We start from the raw sequence: 26,780 nt of genomic DNA, 5'->3' as shown, positions 1-26,780 counted from the left end.
AAGAGTTTTAGCGAGTTACTTTTGCCAGCGTTTGAAGCGCGAGTTCCTCGCCTATTTCATTCAGGGTTACGGTTTGCTCTATTTTCTGGAAGCCGTGATCGGTTGCTTTCCATTGGTAAGCCTTCTGTTTTTCAGGAGGGACACCGTTGGAACTGAGCATGACCTTAATGGCGCCGCTGCTAACATCGAGCACTTCAATTTCGAACGCGCGCGAGGTTAAACGGTTAAAGACCATCAACATATCGGCGTGTTCAGCGAGCGCGCGCATTTCAAGGCGGCGTTGATCTGGGGATAATCTAGAAAAATCACCAGTTTCCAACGCGTTATCAGTAATCCTCATGATCGCGTCGCGGTCGACGACGGTCACGCCGGCCTCCGTGAGCTGGCTGACCAAACCGCTCTGCAACTCAAAGGCAGGGCTGGCAGCTCCCCTGTTACGGTTTGAGCGGTATTCGGCTTGTGCCGCCGCCTGACTGGCGCCCTGCAAATTGACTTTGCCGTCGGGGATTTCACCTTTAAGAGTGCCGCGTGCCGATACGACGCTTCGGCTGTTACTACTCCAGTCACTTACTTGATCATCGAAAGCCCGGTTCCAGAACACGGCTACTCTTGGCATGTTGCTGCCATAGGAGGCTCTGAAACGCTTGAGGATGTCTTCTGCGCTTTCTTGCCGTTGAGGTGCGAGGCGTTCGTCTTGTAGATCACTCTCGGTCAGAGGTTTTTGGGCAGGCGCCATCATCGGCGCTGCCTCGTGGCTGGTGCTGGCTGAAACGCTCAGAGCGGGCGCCAGCAGTGGCACACAAAGTGCGATGACCAGGCGTTTCATTAGTTCAGCTCCCGTACTTCCACGCGGTATTGCAGGGGTTGCGTGGAGGTGGACAGTTCACGGTAAGTCGCAAGACTGTTCGCCGAAACGGTAAGGCGTTGCCAAGTGGGTTTAACGTCAGCGGGTACACCGTCTTGATCGAAAAATTGCGTGCGTGCCTCGACCTGATAGTCATAGTCGGTGTGGTTACGAAGCACGGCATAAACCTCGGTGGTGCCTGTGGCTGTTGCCCGCTGGCCGTGCTGTGCCACGGTCAGCCGGTAGCGTTCACCATCGCCAAATATACCGCCATCCCATGTACGGCTCAGGTTGTAGTCGCTAAACACCACGGAATTCATGGTAATCGGTGCGGTGCGTTCGGTGAGTCGGGTGCTGTCCGAAGGCAAGTTGGTGCAACCCGCCAGTAAGCCCAATCCCATGACGGCGGCGGTGAATGTCTTAACGATAGAGTTCATTGTATTGCTCCTTGGCTTGGTCGGCGCGAGGTGGCAAAAGCCAAACCTGCACCGCGACCATCAAACGTGAACGCTGTTGAGTCCTTGAGTCCCGGGATTTGGTGCCCGTGCTTATCAAGAAAACGGACAGTAACGGACTGTCCTTCGGTTGCGGTGACAGGCAGTACGTGCACGGTATCGGGCAACCCGGCCCAGTAACGTATGTCCGCCCGGGTGTTGGCTGAGGCTGAGAGGCCGTCAGCCGCTACGCTGATCAGACTCACCGCGGCGAAACCGGCGCCGATTACCCCACCGGCAGCGGCACCAGCGCCAGCCAGCATGCTGTCCTGGCTGATCGTGCTGAGTGCGGAGCCAACAGCCCGGGTGTTTTCCTTAAATTGAATTTGGCCTTCAACAATTCGGTCAATGGCTCGGCCACCTCGGGTTGAAGCCTGGAAGAAAATATCTTCCATAGGGTATACGGCAGACCATTGTTCGCCATCGCGAACCTCCGCGCCAACATCCCTGAAATTTTTACCTCGGCGGTACACCAGCTGATAATGACCGACGCCATCGCCGAGTTTTCGAGGGGAGTGGCCGGTTTCAACAATCAGTAAGGCATTGTCGGTGGCGTTCGGGATTGGGGCATCGGGGCGGTACAGTTTGAGCTCTTCGAAATGTTGTTGGGCCAGTTGCTCGCTACCCATCTGCAGTGCTGACCAGCCCGCTAAGTACAGTAACAGAGCGAAATCGGCGCTGTTTTGTTTCTCTTCGGCGAAAGCATCTTGCAGCAGGCCAGCCAAAAAGCTTGCCCGGGCGTTGCCGTAGTCGCCTTCCTCCAGATAAATTAGGCCAAGATAAAAGTACACCATGGCCCGTTCATAAGGTTCGCCTTTAAAGTCCTTCTCGGCTTCTTCGTACCAGATACTTCGTGCTCTTCTGGCGGAATCGGTGTCGGCGTAAACGTTCTCGATTTCGAGTCGAGCTTGAGTGAGGGTGTTCTTAGCCTCGCTTTTGTAGCCAGCCCGGTAAGCTTTGACACCGACTTCCATCAGGTTCAGTACTTTATTGCGTGGGCCTTCTTCGAACAGGTTTTGAAAATCTGCACGTAACGGCGCCGGCTTACTGGTAATCAGTGCTTGTTCCGCAGGAGCGAGTGCGGCGCGGTCGTACACCTTGGGGCCGCTTGCGCAGCCGACCAACGTACCTGCAATGGCCATGGCCAGTGCAGGCTTCAAGAAACGATTATCGATAGACCACATTGTCACGAGCTGCCTTTCTCATTTCATAGAGACCACTCCACACGATGGTGCCAAGCTCAAGATCAACCATTTCAAAGCTAATTTGACTGTAACGGGACTGGGTACCGGTGTTGCGGTCGATGGCGTCCAGTGACGAAATCCGGCCACCCAGACGGAAATCTGCGCCGGCTTGTGCGGCAGTCTTGCGAATGGTTCCCCCATCTACAGTGCCGTCACGTTTCAGGTCCCGTTCTTTCTGAACCATGTCTGAGAAATGGCGACCAACGAAGATCATGCGGCCGTTGGCAGCGCGGTTTAGTTCGATGCGCAGACGATCGGTGAGCATGTTGGTATTTACGACCGACGTGCTTTCGTTTTTGATGTACTCGTTGTCGATGATTATGCGTGGCGGTGTTGAACGACCGGTCAGCAGAGGGTTAGCCAGCATGTCGCGCATCATTTTGTCAGTTACGGCGACCACGTCCTGACTCTCGATGCCTACGCCTCCCACACTGCCCGTGGTGGACACATCTTCGTAAACGCTCGGCTTGCCTTTAGCGTTGTCGATATTACTCGCACAACCCGATAGAACAAGGCTGGCGGTTGCCAGAGCGCAGACCGTTTTCAACGTAGTTTTCCTAAACATTTCGTTCTCCATTAGGGGGTTAGCGGACTTGCGCGAGGACTTCGGCCAGTTCGGGGTAAATTTGTCGCGTGGCGTTCATGGCATCGGTGAAATTTTCCGTCGTGCCATATTTGGCTTTCAAATATCGCGCCATGGAAGCGATGTCATCAAAGCTGCGGTCGGAGCCGGCGCGAATAGCTTCCCAGCCGCCTGACGCGCTGATAGCGGTCTCCCGGCCGACACTTTTGCCGATCTCCGCACCAACAGCGCCGCCCAAAAAGCTCCCGACAAACGGAATCTGCTCAAGCGCTTTCTCGCCCAGATAGGCACCGGCTACGGCGCCGACGCCGGTGCCCGCGGTGGCGCCAATGTTGGCGTTGATGGCGGAGTTGACCCACTCAGCAAGCACATCGTCACTGGTGTACGGGCTCATGTATTGGCCCTGGTTATCATGGCGCACCAACTGTTCAAGCAGTTCGTCTTCGGTCGGGATACGAATGTTCCCGTCGGCATCGCGCAACTTGCCGCTTCGGGCGGCCATTAGCAGTTGCGGGTCTGGAGCTTTGTTGGTCATGCGGTCCACTAAGCCTGAGGGCAGGCCACCGGCTTTGAGTATTTCGCGATGATTGTCTGTCAGGCCGTTGTAATAACCGGAGGGGAATTCCTGAATATCGGTGGTCTGGCCGTTTACCACAACGGGTATTGCGTATTCGCCCTCTGGATAGGCATTCAGCACCTGGACCAACAATTCGTCGGCCGCGACACCTTGATTCAGCTCGGCCTGGAGGTCAAAACCGTTTAAGCCTTGAGGGCCTATGAGCCAAGCTTGGTCTGATTCCGGGAGAACTTGGATATAACCCGGCATAGAAACGTGTTCCGCGTGGTAGGCCAGCGCATCCTCTTTCGGAGCGAGCTCGGCGAGACGTATGAGTGCCGATGGACGGTATACCGAGTTTTGCCCCGGTCCTAACAGATATTCCGCGAGTTCCGTTCGTGTTTGAGGATCGGTGAGCTCGAATTCCTCGCGTTGCTGATCAATTGCCGTCAGTACCTGACTTTTATGAAAGTCGTATAAATAATCTCGGGCAATTTGTTGTTGTATCTCCGGGCCCGAATCTAAGGAACCGAAGAATAAAGCGGTCGGGAAATAGAGTGTGAAATATGTATCGATGGTGTATTCGATTTCACTCTTTACCAACGGTTCACCTTGCCAGCTGAGTTCGTAGCTATCGGTGTAGATGTGTTCGTCGTGGGCGGGCACGAGGGTCAGAGTGACTGCGTACAGTAGAACGCTAAGCCAGTTGGTGTCTTGATCGGTTTTTTCAGTTTGACGGGTAACGGTAAGTTCAGGTGCTAAACCGTCGGCCGGGATTAACCAATTGGGTTGATCGTCGCCCACAAGACGAAAGGGGACCAGGGCGGTTCCATGGGCTGATGGAGCGGTAACCTGAACGCTGTCGGGGCTGAAATTGAAGGTCTGACAACCGGAGAGCAGAACGATTATGCTCAAGCCGATAAGTGCCCTGCCGGCACGCTGAAGGAAAGTACGTGGTGCCTTGGGCGAGGTATGAACGGGGCGAGACGTCATCCTTGAGATCCTATGAAAGAAGTGAAGGCCAAAAGGGAAGGCCAAGCATTATCAATAGGATGATTTTATAACCAACTTTTAATAAAGGTGTTAGGCAGGAAGTGCCAGTGTGGCTGGCGTTGAAGCGATCAGTGCGGGACGAGCCGCGAAAAAGATGAGTAAGTCATTAAAAGTAAGCCCCTTTTTCTAAAGAGGCTTACCGTGTGTAGATATATATATTTATGTAACGGATCGTAAATATGCCCTGATTGTGGTCATGTAGACGATTTGGCGATTGGGACTTCGACAGCACTCTTCAGTTTAAAGTTGATCTGTCGCCGCTCTTCGTCCACACCGACAAAGCTGACGGTTACTCGCTGATCGATCTGAAAAATACGACCGTTTTTATTGTGCACCAGTCGCATCGTAATCGGATCGAAACCAAACTTGCCGTCCAGATCCCGGCAGCTGACGAAGCCTTCCAACCCATTACAGTCCAGACGGACGAAGAAGCCAGCCGGTACCGTGCGGCTGATGGTGCCTTCCATCGGTTCGTCCGTGAGTGTCTTGGCGAAGTCGGCCTTCAGCCAGGTTTCCAGTGAGTTAGCGGCTTGGCGCGCCTTGAACTGAGTCGCTTGCAGCGATTCCAGCTGGTTTTTGTCCAACGGGGTGATGGGCGCACCCCAAAGCGCAGCTTTGATCAGTCGGTGGACGTAGTAATCCGAGAACTTGCGCAGCGGCGAGGTGAAGGTGGTATAAGCCGCCAGCCCCATGCCTTGGTGCGGTGCAGGCTCTGCGCTCAGTTCCGCCCGCGCCAACTGCCGTGACAGGATGGATTTCACCGGAACTTCTGCGTCCAGTTGCTCGCATTGTTTCATCAATGCTTTGAAGCCCTCTGCACTAATGGCGTCGATATCGGACAGATGCGGAGCATAACCTTCCAACAGTTTACGGATGTTGTCCGCACGGTCGTCGCGCAAGCCGGGATGCTGGATGAATAAACCCTTGCCTTGCTGGCTCAGGAAGTCGGCGGCACAACGGTTGGCGGCCACCATGCATTCTTCCACCAAGCGGTGAGCTTCGTTCTGCACGGACGGTTCAATCAGTCGAATACGGCGGTTTTCATCCAGTCGCAGGCGGAATTCCGGTCGGTCGGTGCTGAGCAGTGCGTGTTCAGAACGCCACTTACGTAGCGCTGTGGCGACTTGGTGCAACTGATCCAGACTGTTGCTGACATCGTCAGGCAGAGCGTTGATTTCTTCGTCTTCTCGGCCTTCGATCAGGTGAGACACCAGTTCGTAACTCAGCTTACCCTTTGAGCGGATGACTGCTTGATGGAAGCTGTAATCACCCAGGCTGCCATCGTTATTTACTTGCAGGTCGCACACCAGAACCAGTCGCGGTACATCGGGCATCAGTGAACACAAGCGAGTGCTGATGCTGTCCGGCAGCATGGGCAGTGGCTCACCGGGGAAGTAAATGGCCGTGGCCCGATTATAAGCCTCTTGTTCGGCCGGGCTGGTTGGCTCGATCAAAGCGGTAGGGTCCGCAATGGCGATCGACAATATCCAGCCGGTGGCATTTGGCGTTGCCTTCAGGGCATCGTCCATATCCTGTGTGCCCGGGCTGTCGATCGTGACGTAGGGCTCGGCGGTGCGATCTTCGCGGTCATTGGCAGCGGCAGTGATACTCTCTTCTGTCAGCTTGTCAGCCTGTTGCTGCACATTCTCGGGCCATGAGTCAGCGAGATCGAAGCTGGCAAGGGTAAAGGCTCGTTCAATGCCCGGTTCGCCGGCTTTACCGATAATCCGCAAAATCTTGGCCTGTCCTTTGCCATCCTTGATCGGGTGACGGTGGATTTGGCAATACACGAAATCGTCGGGTTCGGCGCCCATGCGTTCTTTTGGCGGAATGAAGATCCAGCGATTGATGCCGGGGGTTTCCGGAGCCACGAAGTGGCCTTTGCCTTTGACCAGATAACGACCCACAAAGGTGGTCAGGTTGGTTTCCAACAGCTCGTCGATGACGCCCTGCGTTTTACCCTTGTCGGCTTCCTGTTCAACAACGTTGACCCGATCACCCGGCAGTACTTTCTGCATTTCCTCGGGGGGCAGGAACACATCCCGGCCTTCATCAAGGGCGACGAACCCGAATCGCCCGTTGGTGGACTTAACGGTTCCGGGGAAGACCACCTTGTTTTCTTTGATATCGGTTTTCAGCTGGCGCAACTGATTGAGAGCGTCGGCATTGAGCATGAAGAAGTAACCTGGGCTTAAAATGGATGATGCTGCGAAGTATAACGGTTCTGCCAGTGTGAGTCAGATTTGTCGGGAGGTCAGAACGTGTTCGCGAGCACCGATCTGGATGAAGACCCGGTTTCTACCTTCATTTTTGGCAATATAAAGAGCATTGTCTGCATTGCGAAGGATGGTCTCCATACTATCGTTTGGTTGGCAGAGATAGCCACCCACGCTCGCTGTAACCGGGATGCCGGTGTTAATACTCTCCTGTTCAATACAGGCTCGTATGCGGTGGCAAATATGTTCCAGAACCTCTTCATCGCAGGGCGATAGCACGACGACAAATTCGTCTCCGCCCCAGCGGCCGAGATGATCATAAGGGCGTACCGAGGTTTCAAGCCAGCGAGCAACATTCTGAAGAACCTCGTCCCCAGTTTGATGGCCTTTGGTGTCATTGATGACCTTGAAGTGGTCGATGTCCAGCCAGATGAGACCCAAGCCTGTGTCTTCACGCCGGGATTGGTGGGCAGAGGAGTTGATGGCTTCGTCCAGGCCGCGGCGGTTTTTGAGCCCCGTGAGTGCATCGATGCGTGCGAGTTTGTACAGCTCCTCTGTACGTTGGGTGACTTTGCTCTCGAGATCATGGGTAGTGTCCCGCAGGGCAGTCGTCATTTTTTCGAAGTGATCGACCAGTCGACCAATTTCGTTATCCGGTTTAGACAGATACGGCAGATCAAAGCGGCCATCTCTTAGGCGTTGAACACCTTGTTCCAAACTCATTACTGGCTTCAGAATTCGTGATTGAATAATTTGGTGAAAGACTAACAGGGTGATCAGCAAGCTGGCTAAAAAAACAGCAATAAGCGGCCACAGGAAGCTGGGTGGAATGAGTGCATTTAAATCAAGAAGGGTAATCTCGAACCAGCCTATGGCGGGTAGCAATGCAACGCCCGCTAGGTGTTTTTTTCCATCAATTGTGACGAAGCCGCTCTCAATCGGATTGTGTTCATGCGTGCGTTTTTTGAGCATCTGTAGCATGCCCAGAATCTTTTGCTTGTCTTGGGAGGCTTCAAACAGCAAATCGATGGTGTTTTTTTGGCCTTCGGGTTTGACGATACTGGCAAAGTCGATGTAGTTACGGTCTCGGTAGAGCTGAATCGCGCCGTTGTAATCTACAAACAGCGTGGTGATGCCCTCTTGGTTCAGATCGACAATGTTTTCCAGAAAGTTGTCTAGATTCAGACCGGTACCGACCATGCCGAGTATGTTGCTGTTTTCATCGCGCATCAGCACGTCGATCCAGAGCATGGTGACCCCCAGTTCTTGGTCTGGGTTGATATTGATGTGAAAATCTCGCCCCTCTTCAATCAGCTGATAAAACCAGGAGTCGTCGGGTTTATTGGGATCGAGCACGTAACGAAATGGGTTATCCGCATATTCGTTTTCTGCATTGTTGAAGTAATAGTGGTTATTGTTTCTGAGAGCAGCAAAGTAGCTTTTACCCCGGAAGTTGCTTCGGAAACTTTCCAATTGTTTGAGCGCTATTTTTTTTGCTTGGTCGTTTTCGGGATTATTTGCCCAATCGAGAATGGCTGAGGATTGTGCCATTTGTCGGGCAAGCCCGATCTCCCGCTCCAAAGATTGGAGAAGACGTGCGCTGTCGTACCGAACCTGGATTTCTGCGACCTGCTTACCCCAGCGCTCGACAATGCTTGAAGACAAGTGTTGATAGGCGAGCCAAGATGCCGTTGCCGCAATTAAGATCAGCAGCGTTACGATGCCTAGAAACCGAGTTTTGAGGCTCAAAACTTATCCTTGTTATTGGTCTGTCTGCGGTAAGACTCAATAATAGAACACTAGGCCGGTTGAGTGGAGAAAAAATAGGCAGTTTGTGCCGAGGCTTTCGCGCCTCGGCATCGTATTGACAGGGTCAATGGTACTCAGAAAAAACTCGGGTTTGGCCCTGCTCGTTGAACAAAATCACTTTGTAGTGATCTTTTCGATCGCCCATTTCCATCCCCGGAGAGCCCACTGGCATTCCCGGTACGCTCAGCCCGGTGGCTTTGGGGGCTTCGCTGAGCAAGCGTTTTATATCGCCGGCCGGTACATGGCCTTCAATCACGTAGTCATTGACGATTGCTGTGTGACAGCTGCCCAGACCGGGGATCAAGCCGACTTCAGCTTTGATTCGGCCCATGTTGTTGCTGTTGGTGGCGGTCACGTCAAAACCGTTTTCCTCGAGATGGTCGATCCAATCGACACAGCAGCTGCAGGTGGGTGATTTGTAAACGTGAATACTGGGCGCTGCACCACCGGCAAGGGCTGCAGTTGAGAATCCGAGAATCGCCGTAAAACCAAAGGCCAAAGTGGGTTTTTTCATAGTATTACCTCAGTGCTGATGTGGGCTATCAGTAGAATCTTTGCCTGAACCAGAAAGCCAGAACCACCACACAATGGCGACCATCAGTGCGATACCGCCAGTATTGACCAGAAATGTCGTCATTAGTTCGGCTCCTTGTGCTGAACGGGTTGCTGAGTGGTTTTGAATAAACGCAGACGGTTGGCGTTGGATACAACGGTCACGGATGACAACGACATGGCCGCGCCGGCCAGAATCGGGCTCATCAGAAGGCCCCAGATCGGATACAGCAAACCGGCTGCGACAGGAATGCCCAAGGTGTTATAGACAAAGGCGCCGAACAGGTTCTGCCGGATGTTGGTGACCGTCGCTTGAGAAATCTCGATGGCATCCGGAACGCCGTGTAGCGAACCCCGCATCAAAGTAATCGAGGCGCTTTCGATAGCTACATCGGTGCCGGTGCCAATGGCAAAGCCGACATCCGAAGCGGCCAAAGCCGGTGCGTCGTTGATGCCGTCACCGACCATGGCTACGGTATAGCCTTGTTTGCGCATTTCATTCACCACGTCGGCTTTGTCTTCCGGCAGCACTTCAGCGCGGAAATCGTCAATGCCGGCGGCATCTGAGATAGCCCGGGCAGTGGCTTCGATATCACCGGTCACCATCATGACTTTAATGTCAGAGTCGTGCAGGCGCTCAATAGCTGCCTTGGAATCGGGCTTGATGGCATCAGCAACACCGATCACACCTAGCACGTCATTGCCAAGCGCCAGATACAGCGGCGTACCGGCTTCGTCGGTAATGCCTTTCGCGGCATCAGACAGGCTATCAACGGATAAGCCTTCGGCTTCCAGCCAGCGGCGGTTGCCCAAGCGAAGGGTTTGGCCGTTTGCGTGCCCAAGAACTCCTTTGCCATTGAGGGCTTCAAAGCCGGAAACCGCTTCGGGATAAATGCCGTCACCTTTGGCTTTAGCAACAATGGCTTCTGCCAAAGGGTGTTCCGAGTGCCGCTCCAGCCCTGCGGCCAGCGCCAGCAGTTTGTCTTTATCGTTGTCGAGCGCGTGGATTCGGGTCACCGCCGGATGGCCTTCGGTGATGGTGCCGGTTTTATCCAGAATCACCAGGTCAATCTTGCCGGCGGTTTGCAGTGCATCGCCTTGGCGAATCAGGACACCGTATTCCGCCGCTTTGCCAACCCCCACCATTACCGACATCGGCGTCGCCAGGCCAAGCGCACACGGGCAGGCGATGATCAGCACTGTAGTGGCCGCGACCATCATGTGCACCATCGCTGGCTCCGGCCCAACGTTGTACCAAACCAGTGCCGATGCCACCGCGATCAACATGACTGATGGCACGAACACCGCAGAAATCTTGTCAGCCAACCGACCGATCGCCGGTTTTGAGCCCTGGGCCTTCTTCACTAGCTTAATGATTTGTGCCAGCGCGGTCTCACTGCCCACCCGCGTGGCTTCATAAATAATGGACCCGTGGGTGTTCAAAGTTCCGGCGGACACTTCATCACCTTCGGCCTTGTTTACCGGCATGGGTTCGCCAGTGAGCATGCTCTCGTCGATGCGCGTTGTGCCCTCTGCAATCACGCCGTCCACCGGCAGTTTTTCCCCGGGGCGAACCCGAATACGATCGCCTTTTTGAACGTCTTCGACCGGAATGTCCTGCTCGTCGCCGTCCCGAATCACCCGAGCGGTTTTCGCCCGAAGATCCAACAGCCGCCGCACGGCTTCAGAGGTTTTGCCTTTGGCTCGTAGCTCCAGAGCCTGCCCGAGATTGATCAAACCAATGATCATCGCGGATGCTTCAAAATACACATGCCGCGCCATTTCGGGCAGCGCCTCTGGAATGCTCACTACCAACATGGAGTACAACCAGGCAGTGCCGGTGCCCAGCGCAATCAACGTATCCATGTTCGCGTTGTGATGCTTGAATGCCTTCCAGGCCCCGGTATAAAAATGGCTCCCGGTCGCAACCATCACGCCCAGCGTCAGGATGCCGAGATTAAGCCAGGTAATCTGGTTTTCACCCGATACCGTCATCGAGCCAAAACCCATTCCCCAAATCATCAAGCTGATACCTAAACCCAGGCTGATGGCCATCTTGACCAACAGGGCTTTGTACTGCTTTTTGTCTTCCTCTTGCTTGCGATCGTCGGCGGCGTCTTCGTCCTCGATCTCACTGGCTCCGTAACCCGCGCTCTCAATGGCTTGAATCAGACGTGCGGCGTCAGAAGCGCCCGTCGCGGTTGCGGTATTGTTAGCCAGATTCATGTGCGCTTGAGAAACGCCGGGCACGGACAACAGCGCCTTCTCAATGGTGTTCACGCAGGACGCACAGGTTGCGCCGGTCACCGCCAATAGCACTGGGTCTTCGCTGGAACCCTCGGCCGGTTTGGCCTGAACACCATCTTTCGATTCTGTTTGCGCCACCTGATCGGCCGTGTCCCCGGAGGCGTTGTTCCTCTTCGACGCGCAATAGCTCGACGATGGCTCCTCAGCCACTACCGGCTCTGCCGGGTACCCGGTATCGGTCACAATCTTTGCCGCTTCGGCTTTGTCGACGTTGTTGGGCAGGGCAACCGTTAGTGCCTCTAAATCGACCTCAACCAGATCGGCATCCCCGGTTAACGGTTCCAAGGCATTACGAATTTTCGTCACACAGCCCTGACACGAGGCTCCGGAAATACTCAGAGCGATACTCAAATTTGGTGCTTCGTTCATGACTCAATGCTCCTTATGTGAACAAGTAGCAGGATCGTCCCAATGCTCGATCAACTGACAAATCGTATGCCCGTCCGGCGTACCATCCGGCATCTCCTGCCAGGCCGACAACGCCGATGCCATCCGGGTGCGCAACTGCTGCAACTCGGCAATCTCCCGCTCCACCTCGGCCAATCGCTGCTCAAACACATCCCGAACTATCGGACATGGAGAATGGTGTTCGTCTGCCTGCTCCAAAATCTGCCGAATCTCCGGCAACGAAAAACCCAGCTGCCTAGCTTTCCGGGCAAACCGTAATCGCCGTAGATCCTCGGCATCGTAGTACTGATAATTGTTGTCCGGATTACGACTGGGCCGCAGCAAACCTTCCCGGGTATAAAACCGAACGGTATCCGGGGTGACACCGGCCGCGGTGGCGAGTTCTTTGACTTTCATAGGTGGCACCCAATGAATAATGACTAGCTGGATTCATCAGAATCCACGAATCAAGTCAGCGGAGTGCTGGTGCGGGGTAAGTGCTTCCGAAAATGTTCGGAGCCATAGATGGCGGAGACAAGCGTGCAAGGATGCACGAGCAGCGGTTTTCGGAAGCACTTACCCCGTGCCAGCACGGAAAACACGCTACTTGAAGGATAGACTAAAACCTATGACCCACTCACAGGTCAAAGGTTTTAGGAAGAAGAGTTCTTAGAACGCAGAAAAACACCACAGGACTTACATTGATCCGGCGCCATCAACTTGGCCTGCCAACCAATCTTCGTGCCGCAAGCAGGACAAGCCAACCGCAACTGCAACACAATGATAGGGATCACCAGTACCACCAGAAGCACCCCAAGACCGCCCCAGTCATCACCCGATGAAATCCCCAACTGACTGCTGAACACCAGCACCAGAATCAGCGCGAAAAATGCAAAAATGAAATAGTTGCGGTTCCAGCGCTCCCAGCGGCGCAGCTTCGCATCTTGCTCAGAAGACAAATACCTGGCAGACATAGACATCACACTCAAGAAAGACAGACCACAAAGTTTGCAGTGCCGGTGCTCTAATTACAATTCGGAAGTGGCCGGCTGACCGGTAAACAAGGAGTCTTCCCGGATCGCCTTCTCAAGCTCAGCACCAGGAACTGGACGGCTGATTAGATAACCCTGCACCAAGTTGCATCGATGGGCCTGGAGAAAATGCAGCTGTTCCTTTGTTTCCACTCCTTCTGCCACCACCTGAATACCCAGGTTGTGGGCCAGATTGATCACCGCTCGGGTAATCACCGCATCGTCATGGCGCTCCGTCACATTGGTAATGAACGAGCGGTCTATTTTCAGCAAATCCACCGGGAAATCCCGCAGATAGCCCAATGACGAATAACCCACACCGAAGTCATCAATCGCCAGACGCGTTCCCAATTGATGCAGTTGCGATAACTGACTACGATTTTGAGCAATGTTCTGAATGAAAATCTCTTCAGTCAATTCAAGTTCAAGCATGTGCGGGGCAATATTCTCCGCCGCCAGAGCATCTCGCACATGGTCAACCAAAGTGGCATCTTCCAGTTCTCGACCGGATAAATTCACGGCAATGCGCAAGTGTTCAAAGGGAGTTCCTTTCCAACGAGCCAATTGACGGCACGCAGCCAACACCACCCATCGGCCAATCTCGGTAATGCGGCCACTCTCTTCCGCCAACGGAATAAACTCGACCGGCGACAGCAGGCCTCGAGTCGGGTGCTGCCAACGAATGAGGGCCTCCACGTTATTGATCTCACCCGTGTCGAGATTCAACTGAGGTTGGTAATACAGAACAAATTCATCATTCGCCAAGGCCTCGCTGAGATCCTTATCGAGCTCCAGTCGCATCATCTCTTTCTCTTGCATACCTTCGGTATAGAACTGATAGGTATTGCGGCCCTGATCTTTGGCCCGGTAAAGAGCAATATCCGCGTTGCGAATCAGAGTGTCGGCGTCGTGACCGCTTTGGGGGTATACGGCAACGCCCATGGTGGCGGTGATCTGGTGAACTTGCTCCATGGCTTCGAAAGGTTCGGCAAAGCACTGTTTGATCTCGCCAAGCAGATGGATGACATCGTCAATGTCGTCCATCTGTTGTTGGCAGATCATAAACTCGTCACCCCCCGAGTAGGCCACAAGAATGGTTTCGTTGCTGAGACAATTCAGCCGTTCCGAAACCTTGATCAACAGCTCGTCACCAAATTGGTGACCCAGGGTGTCGTTGAGAACTTGAAAGCGGTCTAGGTCGATCATCACCAAAGCAACCTGGCGTAATTGACGATCAGCAATATTCAGAGTGTGTGACAGGTCTTGCATGAAGAAGCGACGGTTGGCCAGGCCGGTTAAAGTGTCCGTCGATTCCAAACGCTCTAGATCGACCTGGATCGCGACGCGTTTATCGACTTGACGCTCCAATTCCAGCCGCGTTCTGAGCAGTGAATGCGTACGTTTGAAGATCATCTGTCCCAACAGGGTGGTCAGACTGGCCAGCGCCCCCATTAGGATGACGCTAACAAAGGTGATACTTGGCCATTGGCTGCGTTGATTCTCGACCCAGTCCTTGGTGGGGCTAAGCGCAAGATACCAATCGAGCGAGGGGAGGTTGACGGGCACGGATTCGCGAAATACGGCGCTGATATCATTCGATTTGTTCAGGACGTAACTGGGTTCACCACGTTGCAGTATTTCGACTTGAAACTGATCGATTATGCGTGTCGTTAACAGTTGTTTGGCCAACACCTGCATTTTGAATACACCAGCTATAAAGCCGTTATTCCCCGAGCCTTCACCGACGGGGTGGTAGGTCACAATACCTTTAGGGCCTTGGCGGAGGTCGATAATACCCGAGATGTCCGGCTGACCGGTCTCAGCTGAGCGCTCCAGTGCTCGGCGTCGCTGCTCGTTAAAGGCTACGTTGTAACCGATGACCGACGGATTTTCGTCGAAAGGTTCCAGCCACCGAATAATGAAATCTTTATCAATCCACTCGATGGCTTGATAAATGCCAAAGTCGTTGAGGTAGGTGTGGGCGTCGGCTTGCCAAACGGATTTTGATGGGTAAGCGTTGTTTTTCATGCGCTGAGCCATACGGCCCAAGGCACCTGCCTGTACCGAAAACTCTCGCTCCAGATTGTTAGTCAGAGCTTGGGCTTCGTTAGCCAGATTGGCTTGAATTTGATCGGTATCTTTTTGAACCAGGCCTGCTCGAAGCGCCCACGCTAAGGCGAAAAAAGCCAAAAAAACAACAGCCGCGAAAAAGGGGCTCTTAAGGACACGCGTTACAAACGGCATGCTGCACTGTGGTGGGGTCACGCTCTGCTCCGAGTTTACCTGGGCGTATTCCTAGGGGTAACGGCAGAGTCCTTTCTATCGTGAGTCGCTAGTTGTGAATTCGCTCATTTATAGTTATTCCGTAGGCACCGTCGGGCAGTGGTGTACGAATTTCACGAACTTTTCCATCTTCGGCTGTCTGCAGGCTCAGGTCAAGAATATATGGTGTCATTCTGTGCTTGTTTCTATCCAATACAATTTCAACCTTGGGCTTAAGTTTACGCCCGGGGTGTGTACTCACAACCCAGGCGACTTCTTCGGTGTTCAGCTCCACAAGGGTTCCCGGTGGGTAAATGCCGATCATTCGAATGAAGGTTTCTACTAAATCAGCATCAAATTGTTGGCCGCGGTTTTGGTAGAGGATTTTGAGGGCTTCGGCAGGAGATCGTCCGTCCCGGTAGCAGCGGTCACTGGTAATCGCGTCGTAGGTGTCCACGATGGATATCAACCGGGCAAAACGGCTGATCTGGGATTCTGGCAGGTGTGTCGGGTAGCCGTTGCCATCCACTCGTTCGTGATGGTGCAGTGTCACATCACGAATGATGGGCTCTAGACTCTCATCTTGCTTGAGCAGATTGAAGCCGTGTGTGGTGTGTGACTGCATGATGACGTATTCATCAGGCGTCAGCGGGCCAGGTTTGTTGAGGATGGCGCTGGGCACTTTAAGCTTGCCCAGGTCATGTAGCAGGCCGCACATGCCGGCCGTTTCGATATCTTCATCCGGCATGCCCAGGAAACGCGCGAACGCGATGGCGTAAACGGCTACCCTTAGACAGTGTTCGGCGGTGTACGCATCTCTGTTTTTGATTCGCCCCATCCACAGCATGGCGCTGGCGTTCGCTTTGACGCTTTCAACGCACGAGCGAATCATGATGCGTGCATCGCCAAGCTCCAGGGTGTCATTCTGGATGATGCCAACGGTAATTTTATCAACAAAGGCCTGAGTACGACGCCAGGTTTCTTTCGCACGCGGGAACTCTTGTTCCAGAGTGCGGGTTTCCGGCATAGGTTCGGTGGTTTTTTGCCGCAGCTGGGGGATCTTGTTGAGCACCGGGGCCAGTTTGGTTTCCTCATCTTCCACAACAACCCACGAGCAATACTGGCGTAAAACCTTGGCTTCATCGGGCGTGGATAAGGTAAAGCCTTGAAACAACACCGGTACATCGTTCCAAGGGCGATCCAGCTGCACAACACGCATGCCGAGCTGTAGCAAATCGACAGGAATGCGGGCCCTGTGCAAGAGCGTCTCTGTGCGGGCGCCTGAGCGCCCGGGCGCAATTGGGGGCACCTGTCCACTCCTTGGGTGATCTTTGAACGACATAGACCCGCTCACATATCCTGAGTTCTTTTCAGAATAGATCAGCTCGGTTTAGCTGGCAATGTTGAGCCGGGGAATTTCCCTTTTGGGGCAGCGGTCCATGACTACTTTTAAACCGGCTTTCTCGGCCCTTTCCGCGCCGGCTTCGTTGATGACACCGATTTGCAGCCATAGTACCGGAATGTTTACGGCTATGGCTTGATCGATTAGCGCATCGGTGCGCTCGGGGGCCAGGAACAGTTCCGCCATATCAACAGATTCCGGAATGGAGGCAAGGTCTGCGTAAACGGTTTCGCCAAGAACCTGTTTGCCCGCAAGCCGTGGATTCACTGGAATGATCCGGTACCCCTGGCGTTGCAGATATTCCATCACTTCGTGAGATGGCCGGCTGGTTTTTTCACTGGCGCCTACCAAGGCGATGGTACGAACGCTGGTTAGAATGTCTCGAAGGCCTTGATCGTTTTCAATCGGCACAAGTGTTCTCCTTGAAATGGCGATGGCGTGATTACAAAAGAATGTCCAACGCTTCAATGACCGGCGGGTTTTTCTCAGCTAGTGCGTCGAGCACGGGCTTGTGCAAGCGTTTTTTGTGCTCGGCAAAAATGGCGCGGCCTTTTTTGAAGGTTCTTGCAAACTCTAACGCGCCATCATTCAAGGCATCAACTGAATCGAAGGTATGGTCTACGAAATGGGCATCGGCGAGTTCCTCTGCGGTAACGCGCCGCCCAGTCAAAACCATATGGTTAAAGGTGTGCTGTGGCAGGGCTTTAAGAATTACGTCGATCAGGGCGGGCAGAAACGGAATGTTCATGTCTACCTCTGGGAAGCACGCGTAGCCCCGGTCACTGCGCATAAACCGGAAGTCGCAGGCGGCGGCAATCACAATCCCGTTGCCAAAGGTGTGGCCATTGATGGCGGCAATAATGGGCATGGGGTATTGCAGCATAACGCGGTAAATCTCATCCATGGTGGATAAGAAGGTTTTTACATCGTCTCTGTTGCCGTTCTGAATGCTGTCCAGCAACCAGCCAACATCAATGCCCTGACTCCAGTTTTTCTCGTCGCTTGAGGTCAGTATCAGCGCTTTGTAGGTTTTGTCATCAACGACTTGCTCTAACAAAGCCAAAAGCTGCTGGGCAAAGACCAAGTTGTTGGTGTTGCTTCCATTGTCCATGGAAAGGATCGCGACGCGATCTTCACGGCGAAGACTGAGTGGGGGCATGTAGAATCGTCTCAAGTGGGTTTAACCGCATCGTCACAGCTGTGTCGTGTTCGTGGCGACGCGGTTGGTTAGTTCACTCGTCAGCAGGCCAGCCTGCAAGGGGTGGCACCGAGCCTTTCACATAAGCATCTGGTGCTTGCACAAAGAGATCTTGCATCAAGTCCTTTTTGTTGTATTCCGGGTTGGCCCGGTAATGTTCGAAATCTTCGACTCCTTGGGTGCGCAGGAAATCTTCGTCGATGAGCAGCTGACCGGTAACCTGGCGATTCTGTGTTTTCAACACGGCGAGGGCAGCATCTGCCATGATTTTTGGTGTACGGGCACGCTCCAATGTTTCCTTACCGGCGAACGCAATGGCGTCGGTACGGATAACGGTGCGAGGCCACAGGGCGTTGACGGCAATGCCGTAGCGCTTGAATTCATCAGACATGCCTAAGGTCAACATCGACATGCCGTACTTGGTCAAGGTGTAGGGTGCGTGGTTGCGGATCCAGCTGCGGTCGAGGTCCAAGGGTGGGGAAAGGCTTAGAATGTGCCCGTTTTCAGACTTCTTCAGATACGGCAGTGCTTTTTGGCTCAGCAAAAACACCGCGCGAAAGTTTATCTGCATCATCAGGTCGAGCTTTTTCAGCGGCGTGGATTCAACGCCGGATAAGGCGATGGCGCCCGCGTTGTTGATGATGCCATCAATGCTGCCGAAGGTTTCAACCGTTTTGGCGATCAGGTTGTCTATGTCTTCTTCGATTCGGACATCCACTTTGATGGCCAGGCCTTTGCCGCCTGCTTCTTCGACTTCTTTGGCAACAGAATGAATGGTGCCGTCCAGTGTCGGGTGGGGCTGATCAGACTTGGCCGCGATAACAATGTTGGCACCCTCGGCAGCGCAAGCGAGCGCGATATCTCGGCCTATCCCTCGGCTGGCACCCGTGATGATGAGGGTCTTATTTTTTAGCGAACTCATGGCAGCTCCTGAACAGTGAAGGCTAACGCCGGAGCAGCGTTCATCCGATCAGGCTGCGGGGTGCGTGAGCAATGATCGGAGGCTGCTGTTAGCCGGTACCGGTGTATCCTGTCGCAACCATGATGGTTTTTCAGCAGCCAAAAACGCCAATCTGAGTAGGGTAATGTGCCAAATTTACCCGCGGTTGCTCGAAATCAGGGTAAGGAACTCACTGCGGGTTGCTTGTGATTTGCGGAATTGGCCCAGCATCATCGAGGTTTTCATGCGGCTGTTTTGCTTTTCAACACCGCGCATCATCATGCACATGTGTTGCGCTTCGATCACGACACCCACACCCTTCGCGCCGGTTACGCTTTCAACGGCTTCGGCAATCTGCCGTGTCAGGTTTTCCTGAATCTGCAAGCGACGGGCGTACATGTCTACGATGCGCGCAAACTTGGAGAGCCCCAGAACCTTGCCTTGGGGCAAGTAAGCGATGTGGCATTTTCCGATGAACGGAAGCATGTGGTGTTCGCACATGCTGTAGAGCTCGATGTCCTGGACCACCACCATTTCATCCATGGCCGACTCGAACACCGCATTATTCACCAGGCTCTGCAGATCCTGTTGATAGCCCCGGGTTAAAAACTGCATGGCTTTTGCAGCGCGGGCTGGGGTGTCCATCAGGCCTTCGCGACTGGGGTTTTCCCCCAAGCCTTCCAGAATCGCGTGGTAATGGCCGGTGAGATCATCAAGAGGTAGAGACATAGTGGTTCCCGATAGTGTGCCTGTCAAAGTGTGAAGCTTAAGGCAAATCGCGCTTCACCTCCACGATTTAGGCCGCTCGGTGGTCTTTAAGGAAAGCAAAGTGACGGGAGTGAAGGTGGCCAGTGATGGTGCTTTGCACTAAAGTTGTTTGGTCACAGGGGGTGTCGGGGCAAATCATGGGTCGGTTTATGTCGAGATCAATGGCAGAAACAAGCGAGATGGCTGCCACCTTAGAGGCTTGGCAGCAAGCGGGAAAGTGGTTCAGCTATGGTGGCCATGCCGTTTTTAGCCGTATGGCAGGCAAAGGCGAACCATTGGTGTTGTTACATGGTTTCCCGTCGGCCAGTTGGGATTGGAGTCGGCTTTGGCCGATGCTGATCCGGCACTATCAGGTATTAGCGTTGGATATGCTGGGTTTCGGATTTTCCGATAAGCCGCAATCCTATCGGTACAGCATTGAGGACCAAGCGGATTTGGTTCAGGGCTGGTTGGAAGGGCTCGGGTTGCCGGCAGTCCACCTGATGGCTCATGACTATGGTACCTCTGTGGTGCAGGAGCTGCTGGCCAGAGATCAGGAAGGCATCTTGGGATTTCGGATCAGCAGCGTATGTTTGTTGAATGGTGGCCTCTTTCCCGAAGTGCACTCCCCTTTATTTATCCAGAAAGTGCTGAAGAGCTCATTAGGCGGGTTGATCAGCCGAGGCCTTAGCAAGGCCTCTTTTGAGAGAAGCTTTAGGCGACTGTTTGGCGCAGACAATCAGCCGGGCAGTGATGATCTCATGGATTTTTGGCATCTGCTGAATTACAACAACGGCCGTGGCATTCTGCATGAGCTCATCCAGTTTATGGAGGAGCGCCGATGCCATCGTAATCGGTGGGTGGGTGCGTTGCAGCATGCGGACCAACCGATGCGACTTATTTCAGGCATGGCAGATCCGGTATCGGGTGCTGCAATGGTTAGACGTTACCGCGAGCTGGTGCCGTCAGCTGATGTGGTCAGTCTCAGGCGGGCGGGGCACTACCCGCACTTCGAGAAGCCTTGGGAGGTGTTTTCAGCCTACCGTGATTTCCAACGGCAGCTGACGACGAATGGGAGTGAGTATTAAGCCAGCTCGCCACCTTTGTTGATCGGAGGCAATGATTCTTCTTCGATCATTGCTGATATCGCCGTGTTGGGTTTAGGAGCGTTTACAATCTGGTTCCGGCCTTGATGTTTGGCGGTATACAGGGCCTGATCGGCCCGGTTGAGCCAGGTCGACCAGGTTTCACCCTGAATAACTTCGGCTACGCCGGCGCTGGCGGTTACCCGGATGTCTTCCAGAAAAGGTGTGGCGCTGACGCTACTCAATAATTGGTGGGCCAGAGTATCGGCGTCTTTTTGGCGGGTTTCTGGCAGCACAATCATGAATTCTTCACCGCCGATACGGAACAGTTGATCGTTCTCTCGCAGGCGTTTACGAATGCGCAGTGCCAGCTCTTTCAGCACCTTGTCACCTGCCAGATGGCCCCATTGATCGTTGATAAGCTTGAAATAGTCCAAGTCCAATATTACCAGACTTGAAACTCGTTCGTAGCGTTCGCGCATCTGGATCTGACTATTCAGAATGTCTGCGAGTTGGGAGCGGTTCAGGCAGCCCGTCAGAGGGTCGGTCGTAGCCAGCTTTGTCAGTTCTTGTTGCATGCGTCCGACCAGCCAGGCAAATACCATGGCAAACACGCAGCTCAAACCAAGCGAGAAGGTGATGCGCCAGAAATCGGCTTCTGAAAACTTCAGGAACGAGGTCACCGACATGACTGTGACAAACAGGATATTGCAAACTCCAGCTTCTTTCAGAGGGAGCAGGAAGAACAAAGCGATGGCGGCTGGATAGGCCCAGTATAGGCCTGCATGCCCATTGATGGCTGTAGAATAGGCGGCGGAAACCACCGCCAGAATGGGGAATAGCCAGCCTTTTAGAAAGTAACGGCCGGTCAGCCGCAAGCAACCAATAACGAGCACGGCATTGGCACAGAACAGAGCTAAAAAAGCGGCGAGTAAGTGGTTGCCGTGCTGCCACTGAATCAGAATCAGCGGGACGACGGCGATAAAAGACCAGAAGTGTAAGTGGTAAACCAATTGACGCCGGAATCCGAGCACCGCGAGGTTGGGGTTAGACTGCATGGTGTCTGGTGAGGTCAGAAGGTTCACGCTCAGCTCCGGCTGATAATCTACGGCACGTTTCCTGTGCCATTATTGATTAGAGTCTAGCATGGCAGTTTTCTCGGAAAAGTCGAAATTTGTTTGTTTTATCGTCAATGTTGACGGTTTATGCACAATACCAATGGGCGTCATGAATTTTGTTCAGTTGGCCGGCCCCATAAGCCTTGGTTACACTCCTGCCAGCTAACGAGAGGATATCGAATGACTGCAGTTCATACTCGTGCCCCGGCACTCACGATTCGAGCCGGCCGCCGCGCTTTGGAGCGGCTGCGGCAGAAACCATTGGAAGTGTCAGATGTGCATGTGGTTCCTGGCGCTGCCGGCGGCCCGAAAGCTCTGGGCATCAGTGGGCTGGACAAAGCCATATTCGGCGAGTGGTTGGCCGATGCCGAACAGGAAATTGCGCTGATTGGCTCATCGATCGGAAGTTGGCGCTTTGCCGCGGTGGCTTCCTCGGATAACCCTCGCGCGCAATTGAGCAAGTTGGCGGAGCTTTACACTCAACAACGTTTCAGCAAAGGCGTCAGTGCAGAGGAAGTCAGTCGCAAAAGTGTCGCGTTTTTGCAGGAGCTGCTTGGCGGTCGGGAAGATTACCTGCTGGCCCATCCGGTGTACCGGCTGAGTGTCGTGGTGGTGCGGAGCCTTGGGTTGCTGCAGCATGATTCGAAAGGCCGCTTGGGTATGGGGCTGATGAGCGCTATCGGTGCCAATATGCTCAGCCGCCGCCACCTCAGCCGCTTTATGGAGCGAGGCTTTGTGCACGATGTTCGGCAGAAAACGCCAATATCCACCCACGCCGAGTTCCCGCGTCATGAAGTGACTTTGAGCTCTGACAACTTGCTGTCTGCTTTGCTGGCTTCAGCATCCATCCCGATGGTGATGTCGGCGGTGCACGATATTCCGGGAGCACCGGCCGGGGTCTATCGGGACGGGGGGTTGCTGGATTATCACCTTGATCTACCGTATGAGCAGCCTGGCATTGTGCTTTACCCTCACTTTACCGATCGAGTGGTCCCTGGGTGGTTTGATAAGACATTGCCTTGGCGCAAAGGCGATGCCGCTCGTCTGCAAGATGTTCTGCTGCTGTCACCGTCCCGAGATTATTTGGAAGCTTTGCCTGACCGAAAACTGCCGGACCGAAAGGATTTCGAGACCTACCTGGGCGACGATGCCGGGCGGGAGAGGTCCTGGCAACGGGCGATTGCCGAGAGTGACCGGCTCGGGGACGAGTTTTTGGAACTGCTCGCAACTGGGCGGCTACTGGAGCGGGTGCAGCCATTGTGAAGCCTTAATCCACCTCAGGGGATTTTAGCTGTGCGCTGAGCCGAAACCCTGCAATACCTCTTACCGGGTCGGTTAAAGCTTTCAATCGTAGGGTAACTGGCATGTTTTGCTCAGCATGCTCGCCCACCAAGGCGAGATCGGCCTGGGTCATGTCGTGGTCAGCGCGGGCGGCTTCAAGGCATTCCGAAAAACGCTGCTGGTCGGCCTGCGCGACCAGTTGCTGAAAGGGTATTTGGTCCAAATCGGACGGTGCTTGCTTGAAAATATCGGCCGCCAAGGCCGAGATGTAGGCGATTCTCCCCTGATCGTCCAATTCGGCAATCAGGTTGCCCGACAGGTTGATCAAATCCCGTGACCGGCTCTCGCTGTCGTTGAGTGCTTGCCTTAGAACGAGTTTTTCAACGTTCAGGTTGGCGATTTTCTGGTTTTGGGTTTTCAGGTCTTTTTGTTGCTGATTGGTTAGCTTGCGCTGCTGCTGATTGCGCCAGCACAAGTAGAGCGACAGAAGAAACGCTAACAAAGAAAGAGCCACACCACTGACAAGAATCAGCCAGCGTGAGTGTTGAGCAGGTGCAGTGAGCAATCGGGCATCCGGCAGTGTGGTGATCATCGAGCGATGACCATCGATGTTCAGTTCACTGCGCAGGGCGTGGCGTTTCATCGGTGTAGGAATCGAGCCAAGTTCCAGTAACGGCCTTTTGGTGTGCCGGTCCAAGGTATCAATGCGAAGGTGTAGATGTTGAGGCATGGCTTTGGCCAATGGCACCTTCAACAGGGAAACGTCGTTGCCGTGTTGGTATAACTGGTCGAGCACCATAAGAACCAGCGTTCGGTGCTGCTGTTGATAATTTTGGTGAGCGAGGGTTTCGGCTTGGAAGGCAACTCGTTTGGCGACGGATACACTGAGCGCACTTCCAGCTAGCAGGATAACTACAGGCACCCATAAGCCCGGCCAAAAAGCCCTGCGGATTTTGCAACCTAGTGTCGTGCTGTCCGGGCTGCTGCCCATGCCAGGACCCTCCCTCAGGCTTTCCGTTGGTCAGCCAATCCACAATAGACCAGTCTGCCCCATCCGGAAAGCCTGAGGAATTTAATAACGGGTGTTGCGCGCGCCGCCGTAGACCAGCAAAAACGTCAAAAAGGCAGTGACGACAACCGACGGCCCCGCCGGGGTGTCTAAGTGCCAAGACAGGGTCAGGCCACCTGAAACGGCGATAACCCCAAAGACAATCGCCAAGCCCAGCATATGTTCCGGTGTTTTTGCCAAGCGTCGGGCGGTGGCAGCGGGGATGATCAACAACGCGGTAATCAGCAGCACGCCAACGATCTTCATCGCCACGGCAATGACCAAGGCGAACATCAGCATGAGCGCCAGGCGCAACCGTTCTACCGGCACGCCTTCCACGCGCGCGAGTTCCTCGTGGATGGTACTCATCAATAACTGACGCCACAGCAATGCCAACAGGGTCAGCACCACGGCGGCCCCGCCGTAAATCCAGAGCAGGTCCTGACGGCTCATTGCCAGTAAATCCCCGAACAGCAACCCGGTGAGGTCAACCCGGATATCTGGCATAAAGCTGAGTGTTACCAGGCCGATAGCCAGCGCGCTGTGAGCCAGGATGCCCAGCAAAGTATCGGTGGCCAGAGCACGGGTTCGGGATAACAGCACCAAGGCCAATGCAATGAGCAAGCAGGTGATGATCACGCCGAGATTGAGGGGGATGCTGATCAGAAAACTCAGCGCGATGCCCAGTAGGGCCGAGTGGGCTAAAGTATCCCCGAAGTAGGCCAAACGGCGCCAGACCACAAAGCAGCCGAGAGGGCCGGCGACCAGAGCGACCCCCAGCCCCCCAAGTAACGCCCGCCAGAAAAAATCACCCAGAATCAGATCAATGATGTTCATGGTTGCAGGCTCCGTGTGGTTCGGTTCCCGTGACGACATCGCCGTGCAGGTCATGACTGTGGTTGTGCTGGTGGTGATACACCGCCAGTGATTCAGCAACCTGATGACCAAAGGTTTCGATGAAAGCCGGATCGTGGGAAATGTCTGCAGGATGCCCGCTGCAGCAGATATGCTGGTTCAGACAGATAACCTGATCCGTGGCGGCCATAACCAGATGAAGATCATGAGAGATCATGATCACGCCGCAGTGCAGTTCGTCCCTCAGTTCTCTGATCAGTTCGTACAAAGCGGCCTGGCCGTTGATATCAACCCCTTGGGCCGGTTCATCGAGCACCAATAAATCGGGCTGTCGAGCAAGCGCGCGTGCCAGCAGCAAACGCTGTTTTTCTCCCCCCGAAAGATGGTGTACCGAGGCATTGAGAAGATGCCCTACGCCGGTGCGCTGTAAGGCTGTTTCACAGGCGGCTAGTGGGCGGCCACTCAGCAGCATGAAGCGCTTAACACTTAAAGGCAGAGTTGCCTCTAGAGAGAGGTGCTGAGGCACGTACCCGATGACCAGATCCGGTGCTAAAGATACCTGACCACTGGTGGCTTTCTGAATACCCAGAATGGTTTTGATCAGAGTGGTTTTTCCCGCTCCGTTGGGGCCGATGATGGTAATGATATCGCCACGGCCAACCGCAAGATTGACGTGATCGACTACGATCCGTTCATCAAAGCGCACCGTAAGCTGATTAAGCTGTACCAAGTGTTCAGGCATGGCCGGCGTTTCCCTGGCAGCTTGGGCACAACCCGGAAATTTCCAGTGTGATGTCTTCAACCTGGAAAGCTTCGGCTTTGGCGGCAGACTCAATCGCTTCGGTTACGGTGTCTATGGCGAGCTCCAGCACAATGCCGCACTCACGGCAGATCAGAAAGGTGCTGCGATGATGCTCGCCGGCATGGGTGCATCCGATAAAGGCATTCAAAGACGAAATGCGATGCACCAGGCCGTGTTGCAATAGGAAGTCCAATGCCCGGTATACGGTGGGGGGCGCGGCCTTGTGACCTTCGGCTCCGAGCTGAGCCAGAATGTCGTAAGCGCCCAATGGTTTGTGGGATTGCCAGATCAGCTCGAGAACCCGTTCCCGAATGGGGGTCAGACGGGCATTCTGCTGACGGCAAATCTCTTGTGCGTCAGTCAGAGCTTGGCTGACGCAAGTTTGATGATTGTGCGGGCGGTACGGAAGCGCGCGCTCTGGCATGGGGTGGCTCCTGCAAAATTTGCAACATTATAACATTTGCAGGCCGACCCGCTATGGGGGCTCGCCGTAACATCAGGGTTTTGCGTTTACCGCCAGTGATTCCAGATATTCGAGGTTCGGAATCCAGGCGGCTTCGCCCTCAACCTCAACTTGCATAAGGTCGGCGGGGCCGGGCTGCGCTTCCATCTTTTTGATTTCGGGCTCGGTCAGTCGAGTTTGACTGGGGATGCCTTGTGTCACCAGCGCCATGAATGGCAATTGGTTATGGTGCGGTCCGATGGTGTTGATCACGATAATATGGCCTCGGTTGCCGCCGGGCACGACCAGTTCTTTGCCATTGGCGGCATCATAAGAAATCACCGGCAAGCTAAGGCCACGCCAGTCGATGAAACCGACCAGCCAATCGGGGGTGCCCCGATCCGTTTTGGTGTTGTTTAGATCAACAACTTCCGCGATGGATACGTTGGGAAGCAGCAATTGCCGGCCGCTGACCGGTACCATAACGCAGGATAGGGATTGGCTGTTTTCATTCATAGCGTGTG

24 protein-coding genes and 1 pseudogene are annotated in these 26,780 nt (G+C 54.1%); 2 read left to right on the top strand and 23 right to left on the bottom strand.

The features are described from left to right. Positions 1–7: 7 nt before the first annotated feature. From K5L82_RS13800 to folE, 17 genes and pseudogenes are all read right to left on the bottom strand, one after another. Positions 8–826 carry a hypothetical protein gene (locus K5L82_RS13800; protein WP_223134536.1) on the bottom strand — a complete coding sequence of 273 codons (819 nt, stop codon included), beginning with the start codon at positions 824–826 and terminating at the stop codon, positions 8–10. Beyond that, positions 826–1,281 (bottom strand): YcfL family protein, encoded by a 456-nt coding sequence (locus K5L82_RS13795; RefSeq protein ID WP_133007043.1) that lies wholly within the window; start codon positions 1,279–1,281, stop codon positions 826–828. The genes K5L82_RS13800 and K5L82_RS13795 overlap by 1 nt, the downstream gene beginning before the upstream one ends. Next, a complete protein-coding gene (locus K5L82_RS13790; RefSeq protein WP_223134939.1) occupies positions 1,278–2,522 on the bottom strand; it encodes a hypothetical protein in 1,245 nt (414 codons plus the stop codon). The genes K5L82_RS13795 and K5L82_RS13790 overlap by 4 nt, the downstream gene beginning before the upstream one ends. Next, a complete protein-coding gene (locus K5L82_RS13785) occupies positions 2,506–3,147 on the bottom strand; it encodes a penicillin-binding protein activator LpoB (protein ID WP_133007044.1) in 642 nt (213 codons plus the stop codon). The genes K5L82_RS13790 and K5L82_RS13785 overlap by 17 nt, the downstream gene beginning before the upstream one ends. A 19-nt stretch (positions 3,148–3,166) precedes the next feature. Next, positions 3,167–4,714 carry a carboxyl-terminal protease-like protein gene (locus K5L82_RS13780; protein ID WP_223134535.1) on the bottom strand — a complete coding sequence of 516 codons (1,548 nt, stop codon included), beginning with the start codon at positions 4,712–4,714 and terminating at the stop codon, positions 3,167–3,169. 254 nt (positions 4,715–4,968) lie between these two features. Beyond that, complete coding sequence (locus K5L82_RS13775; protein ID WP_223134534.1) at positions 4,969–6,948, bottom strand: ribonuclease R family protein; 1,980 nt, start codon at positions 6,946–6,948, stop codon at positions 4,969–4,971. 63 nt (positions 6,949–7,011) lie between these two features. After that, positions 7,012–8,739, bottom strand: a complete 1,728-nt coding sequence (locus K5L82_RS13770) for a diguanylate cyclase (RefSeq protein ID WP_223134533.1) — start codon at positions 8,737–8,739, stop codon at positions 7,012–7,014. Positions 8,740–8,863: 124 nt separating this feature from the next. After that, positions 8,864–9,313: a DUF411 domain-containing protein gene (locus tag K5L82_RS13765; RefSeq protein WP_223134532.1), complete on the bottom strand. Its 450-nt coding sequence runs from the start codon at positions 9,311–9,313 to the stop codon at positions 8,864–8,866. Positions 9,314–9,435: 122 nt separating this feature from the next. After that, positions 9,436–12,027 carry a heavy metal translocating P-type ATPase gene (locus K5L82_RS13760; RefSeq protein ID WP_223134531.1) on the bottom strand — a complete coding sequence of 864 codons (2,592 nt, stop codon included), beginning with the start codon at positions 12,025–12,027 and terminating at the stop codon, positions 9,436–9,438. A gap of 3 nt (positions 12,028–12,030) precedes the next feature. Further along, positions 12,031–12,462: a MerR family transcriptional regulator gene (locus tag K5L82_RS13755; protein ID WP_223134530.1), complete on the bottom strand. Its 432-nt coding sequence runs from the start codon at positions 12,460–12,462 to the stop codon at positions 12,031–12,033. Between the two features lie 236 nt (positions 12,463–12,698). Then, positions 12,699–13,019: a hypothetical protein gene (locus K5L82_RS13750; protein WP_133007051.1), complete on the bottom strand. Its 321-nt coding sequence runs from the start codon at positions 13,017–13,019 to the stop codon at positions 12,699–12,701. Between the two features lie 54 nt (positions 13,020–13,073). Next, positions 13,074–15,320, bottom strand: coding sequence for an EAL domain-containing protein (locus K5L82_RS13745; RefSeq protein WP_223134938.1), 2,247 nt, complete (start codon positions 15,318–15,320; stop codon positions 13,074–13,076). 88 nt (positions 15,321–15,408) lie between these two features. Further along, positions 15,409–16,647 carry an HD-GYP domain-containing protein gene (locus K5L82_RS13740; RefSeq protein WP_316933401.1) on the bottom strand — a complete coding sequence of 413 codons (1,239 nt, stop codon included), beginning with the start codon at positions 16,645–16,647 and terminating at the stop codon, positions 15,409–15,411. Positions 16,648–16,728: 81 nt separating this feature from the next. Next, positions 16,729–17,151, bottom strand: coding sequence for a CoA-binding protein (locus K5L82_RS13735; protein ID WP_223134528.1), 423 nt, complete (start codon positions 17,149–17,151; stop codon positions 16,729–16,731). 31 nt (positions 17,152–17,182) lie between these two features. Next, positions 17,183–17,899, bottom strand: coding sequence for an enoyl-CoA hydratase/isomerase family protein (locus tag K5L82_RS13730; RefSeq protein ID WP_223134527.1), 717 nt, complete (start codon positions 17,897–17,899; stop codon positions 17,183–17,185). Positions 17,900–18,041: 142 nt separating this feature from the next. After that, positions 18,042–18,860 (bottom strand): annotated as a pseudogene (locus tag K5L82_RS13725) (SDR family oxidoreductase); the annotation flags it as partial. Between the two features lie 174 nt (positions 18,861–19,034). Continuing rightward, the gene (gene folE, locus K5L82_RS13720) at positions 19,035–19,607 is read right to left on the bottom strand and encodes a GTP cyclohydrolase I FolE (protein ID WP_114335236.1); all 573 of its coding nucleotides are present in this window, start codon (positions 19,605–19,607) and stop codon (positions 19,035–19,037) included. A gap of 200 nt (positions 19,608–19,807) precedes the next feature. Between folE and K5L82_RS13715 the strand changes: the two genes are divergently transcribed. Further along, complete coding sequence (locus K5L82_RS13715; RefSeq protein WP_223134525.1) at positions 19,808–20,713, top strand: alpha/beta fold hydrolase; 906 nt, start codon at positions 19,808–19,810, stop codon at positions 20,711–20,713. Here the strand turns inward: K5L82_RS13715 and K5L82_RS13710 are convergent. Beyond that, positions 20,710–21,795 (bottom strand): diguanylate cyclase, encoded by a 1,086-nt coding sequence (locus K5L82_RS13710; RefSeq protein ID WP_316933400.1) that lies wholly within the window; start codon positions 21,793–21,795, stop codon positions 20,710–20,712. The two genes, K5L82_RS13715 and K5L82_RS13710, sit on opposite strands and share 4 nt — an antisense overlap. Positions 21,796–22,008: 213 nt before the next feature. On the opposite strand from K5L82_RS13710, the gene K5L82_RS13705 reads away from it, so the two are divergent. Continuing rightward, positions 22,009–23,091 carry a patatin-like phospholipase family protein gene (locus K5L82_RS13705; RefSeq protein ID WP_223134524.1) on the top strand — a complete coding sequence of 361 codons (1,083 nt, stop codon included), beginning with the start codon at positions 22,009–22,011 and terminating at the stop codon, positions 23,089–23,091. A 4-nt stretch (positions 23,092–23,095) separates the two neighbouring features. Here the strand turns inward: K5L82_RS13705 and K5L82_RS13700 are convergent, their stop codons facing one another. The 5 genes from K5L82_RS13700 to K5L82_RS13680 form a co-directional block, all read right to left on the bottom strand. Beyond that, positions 23,096–24,100 (bottom strand): PAS domain-containing protein, encoded by a 1,005-nt coding sequence (locus K5L82_RS13700; RefSeq protein ID WP_223134523.1) that lies wholly within the window; start codon positions 24,098–24,100, stop codon positions 23,096–23,098. An 81-nt stretch (positions 24,101–24,181) separates the two neighbouring features. Then, positions 24,182–24,994, bottom strand: coding sequence for a zinc ABC transporter permease subunit ZnuB (gene znuB, locus K5L82_RS13695; RefSeq protein WP_133007059.1), 813 nt, complete (start codon positions 24,992–24,994; stop codon positions 24,182–24,184). After that, positions 24,981–25,754 carry a zinc ABC transporter ATP-binding protein ZnuC gene (znuC, locus tag K5L82_RS13690; protein ID WP_223134522.1) on the bottom strand — a complete coding sequence of 258 codons (774 nt, stop codon included), beginning with the start codon at positions 25,752–25,754 and terminating at the stop codon, positions 24,981–24,983. The genes znuB and znuC overlap by 14 nt, the downstream gene beginning before the upstream one ends. Continuing rightward, complete coding sequence (locus tag K5L82_RS13685) at positions 25,747–26,238, bottom strand: Fur family transcriptional regulator (protein WP_223134521.1); 492 nt, start codon at positions 26,236–26,238, stop codon at positions 25,747–25,749. Before K5L82_RS13685 ends, znuC begins: the two co-directional genes overlap by 8 nt. A gap of 72 nt (positions 26,239–26,310) precedes the next feature. Next, positions 26,311–26,772 (bottom strand): chemotaxis protein CheW, encoded by a 462-nt coding sequence (locus K5L82_RS13680; protein ID WP_133007062.1) that lies wholly within the window; start codon positions 26,770–26,772, stop codon positions 26,311–26,313. Between the last annotated feature and the right edge of the window lie 8 nt (positions 26,773–26,780).

The organism is Marinobacter sp. AL4B, from assembly GCF_019916045.1.
GTDB lineage: Bacteria > Pseudomonadota > Gammaproteobacteria > Pseudomonadales > Oleiphilaceae > Marinobacter.
Note: the sequence above shows the minus strand (reverse complement) of the source record. Positions and strands in the feature narration are given on the sequence as shown.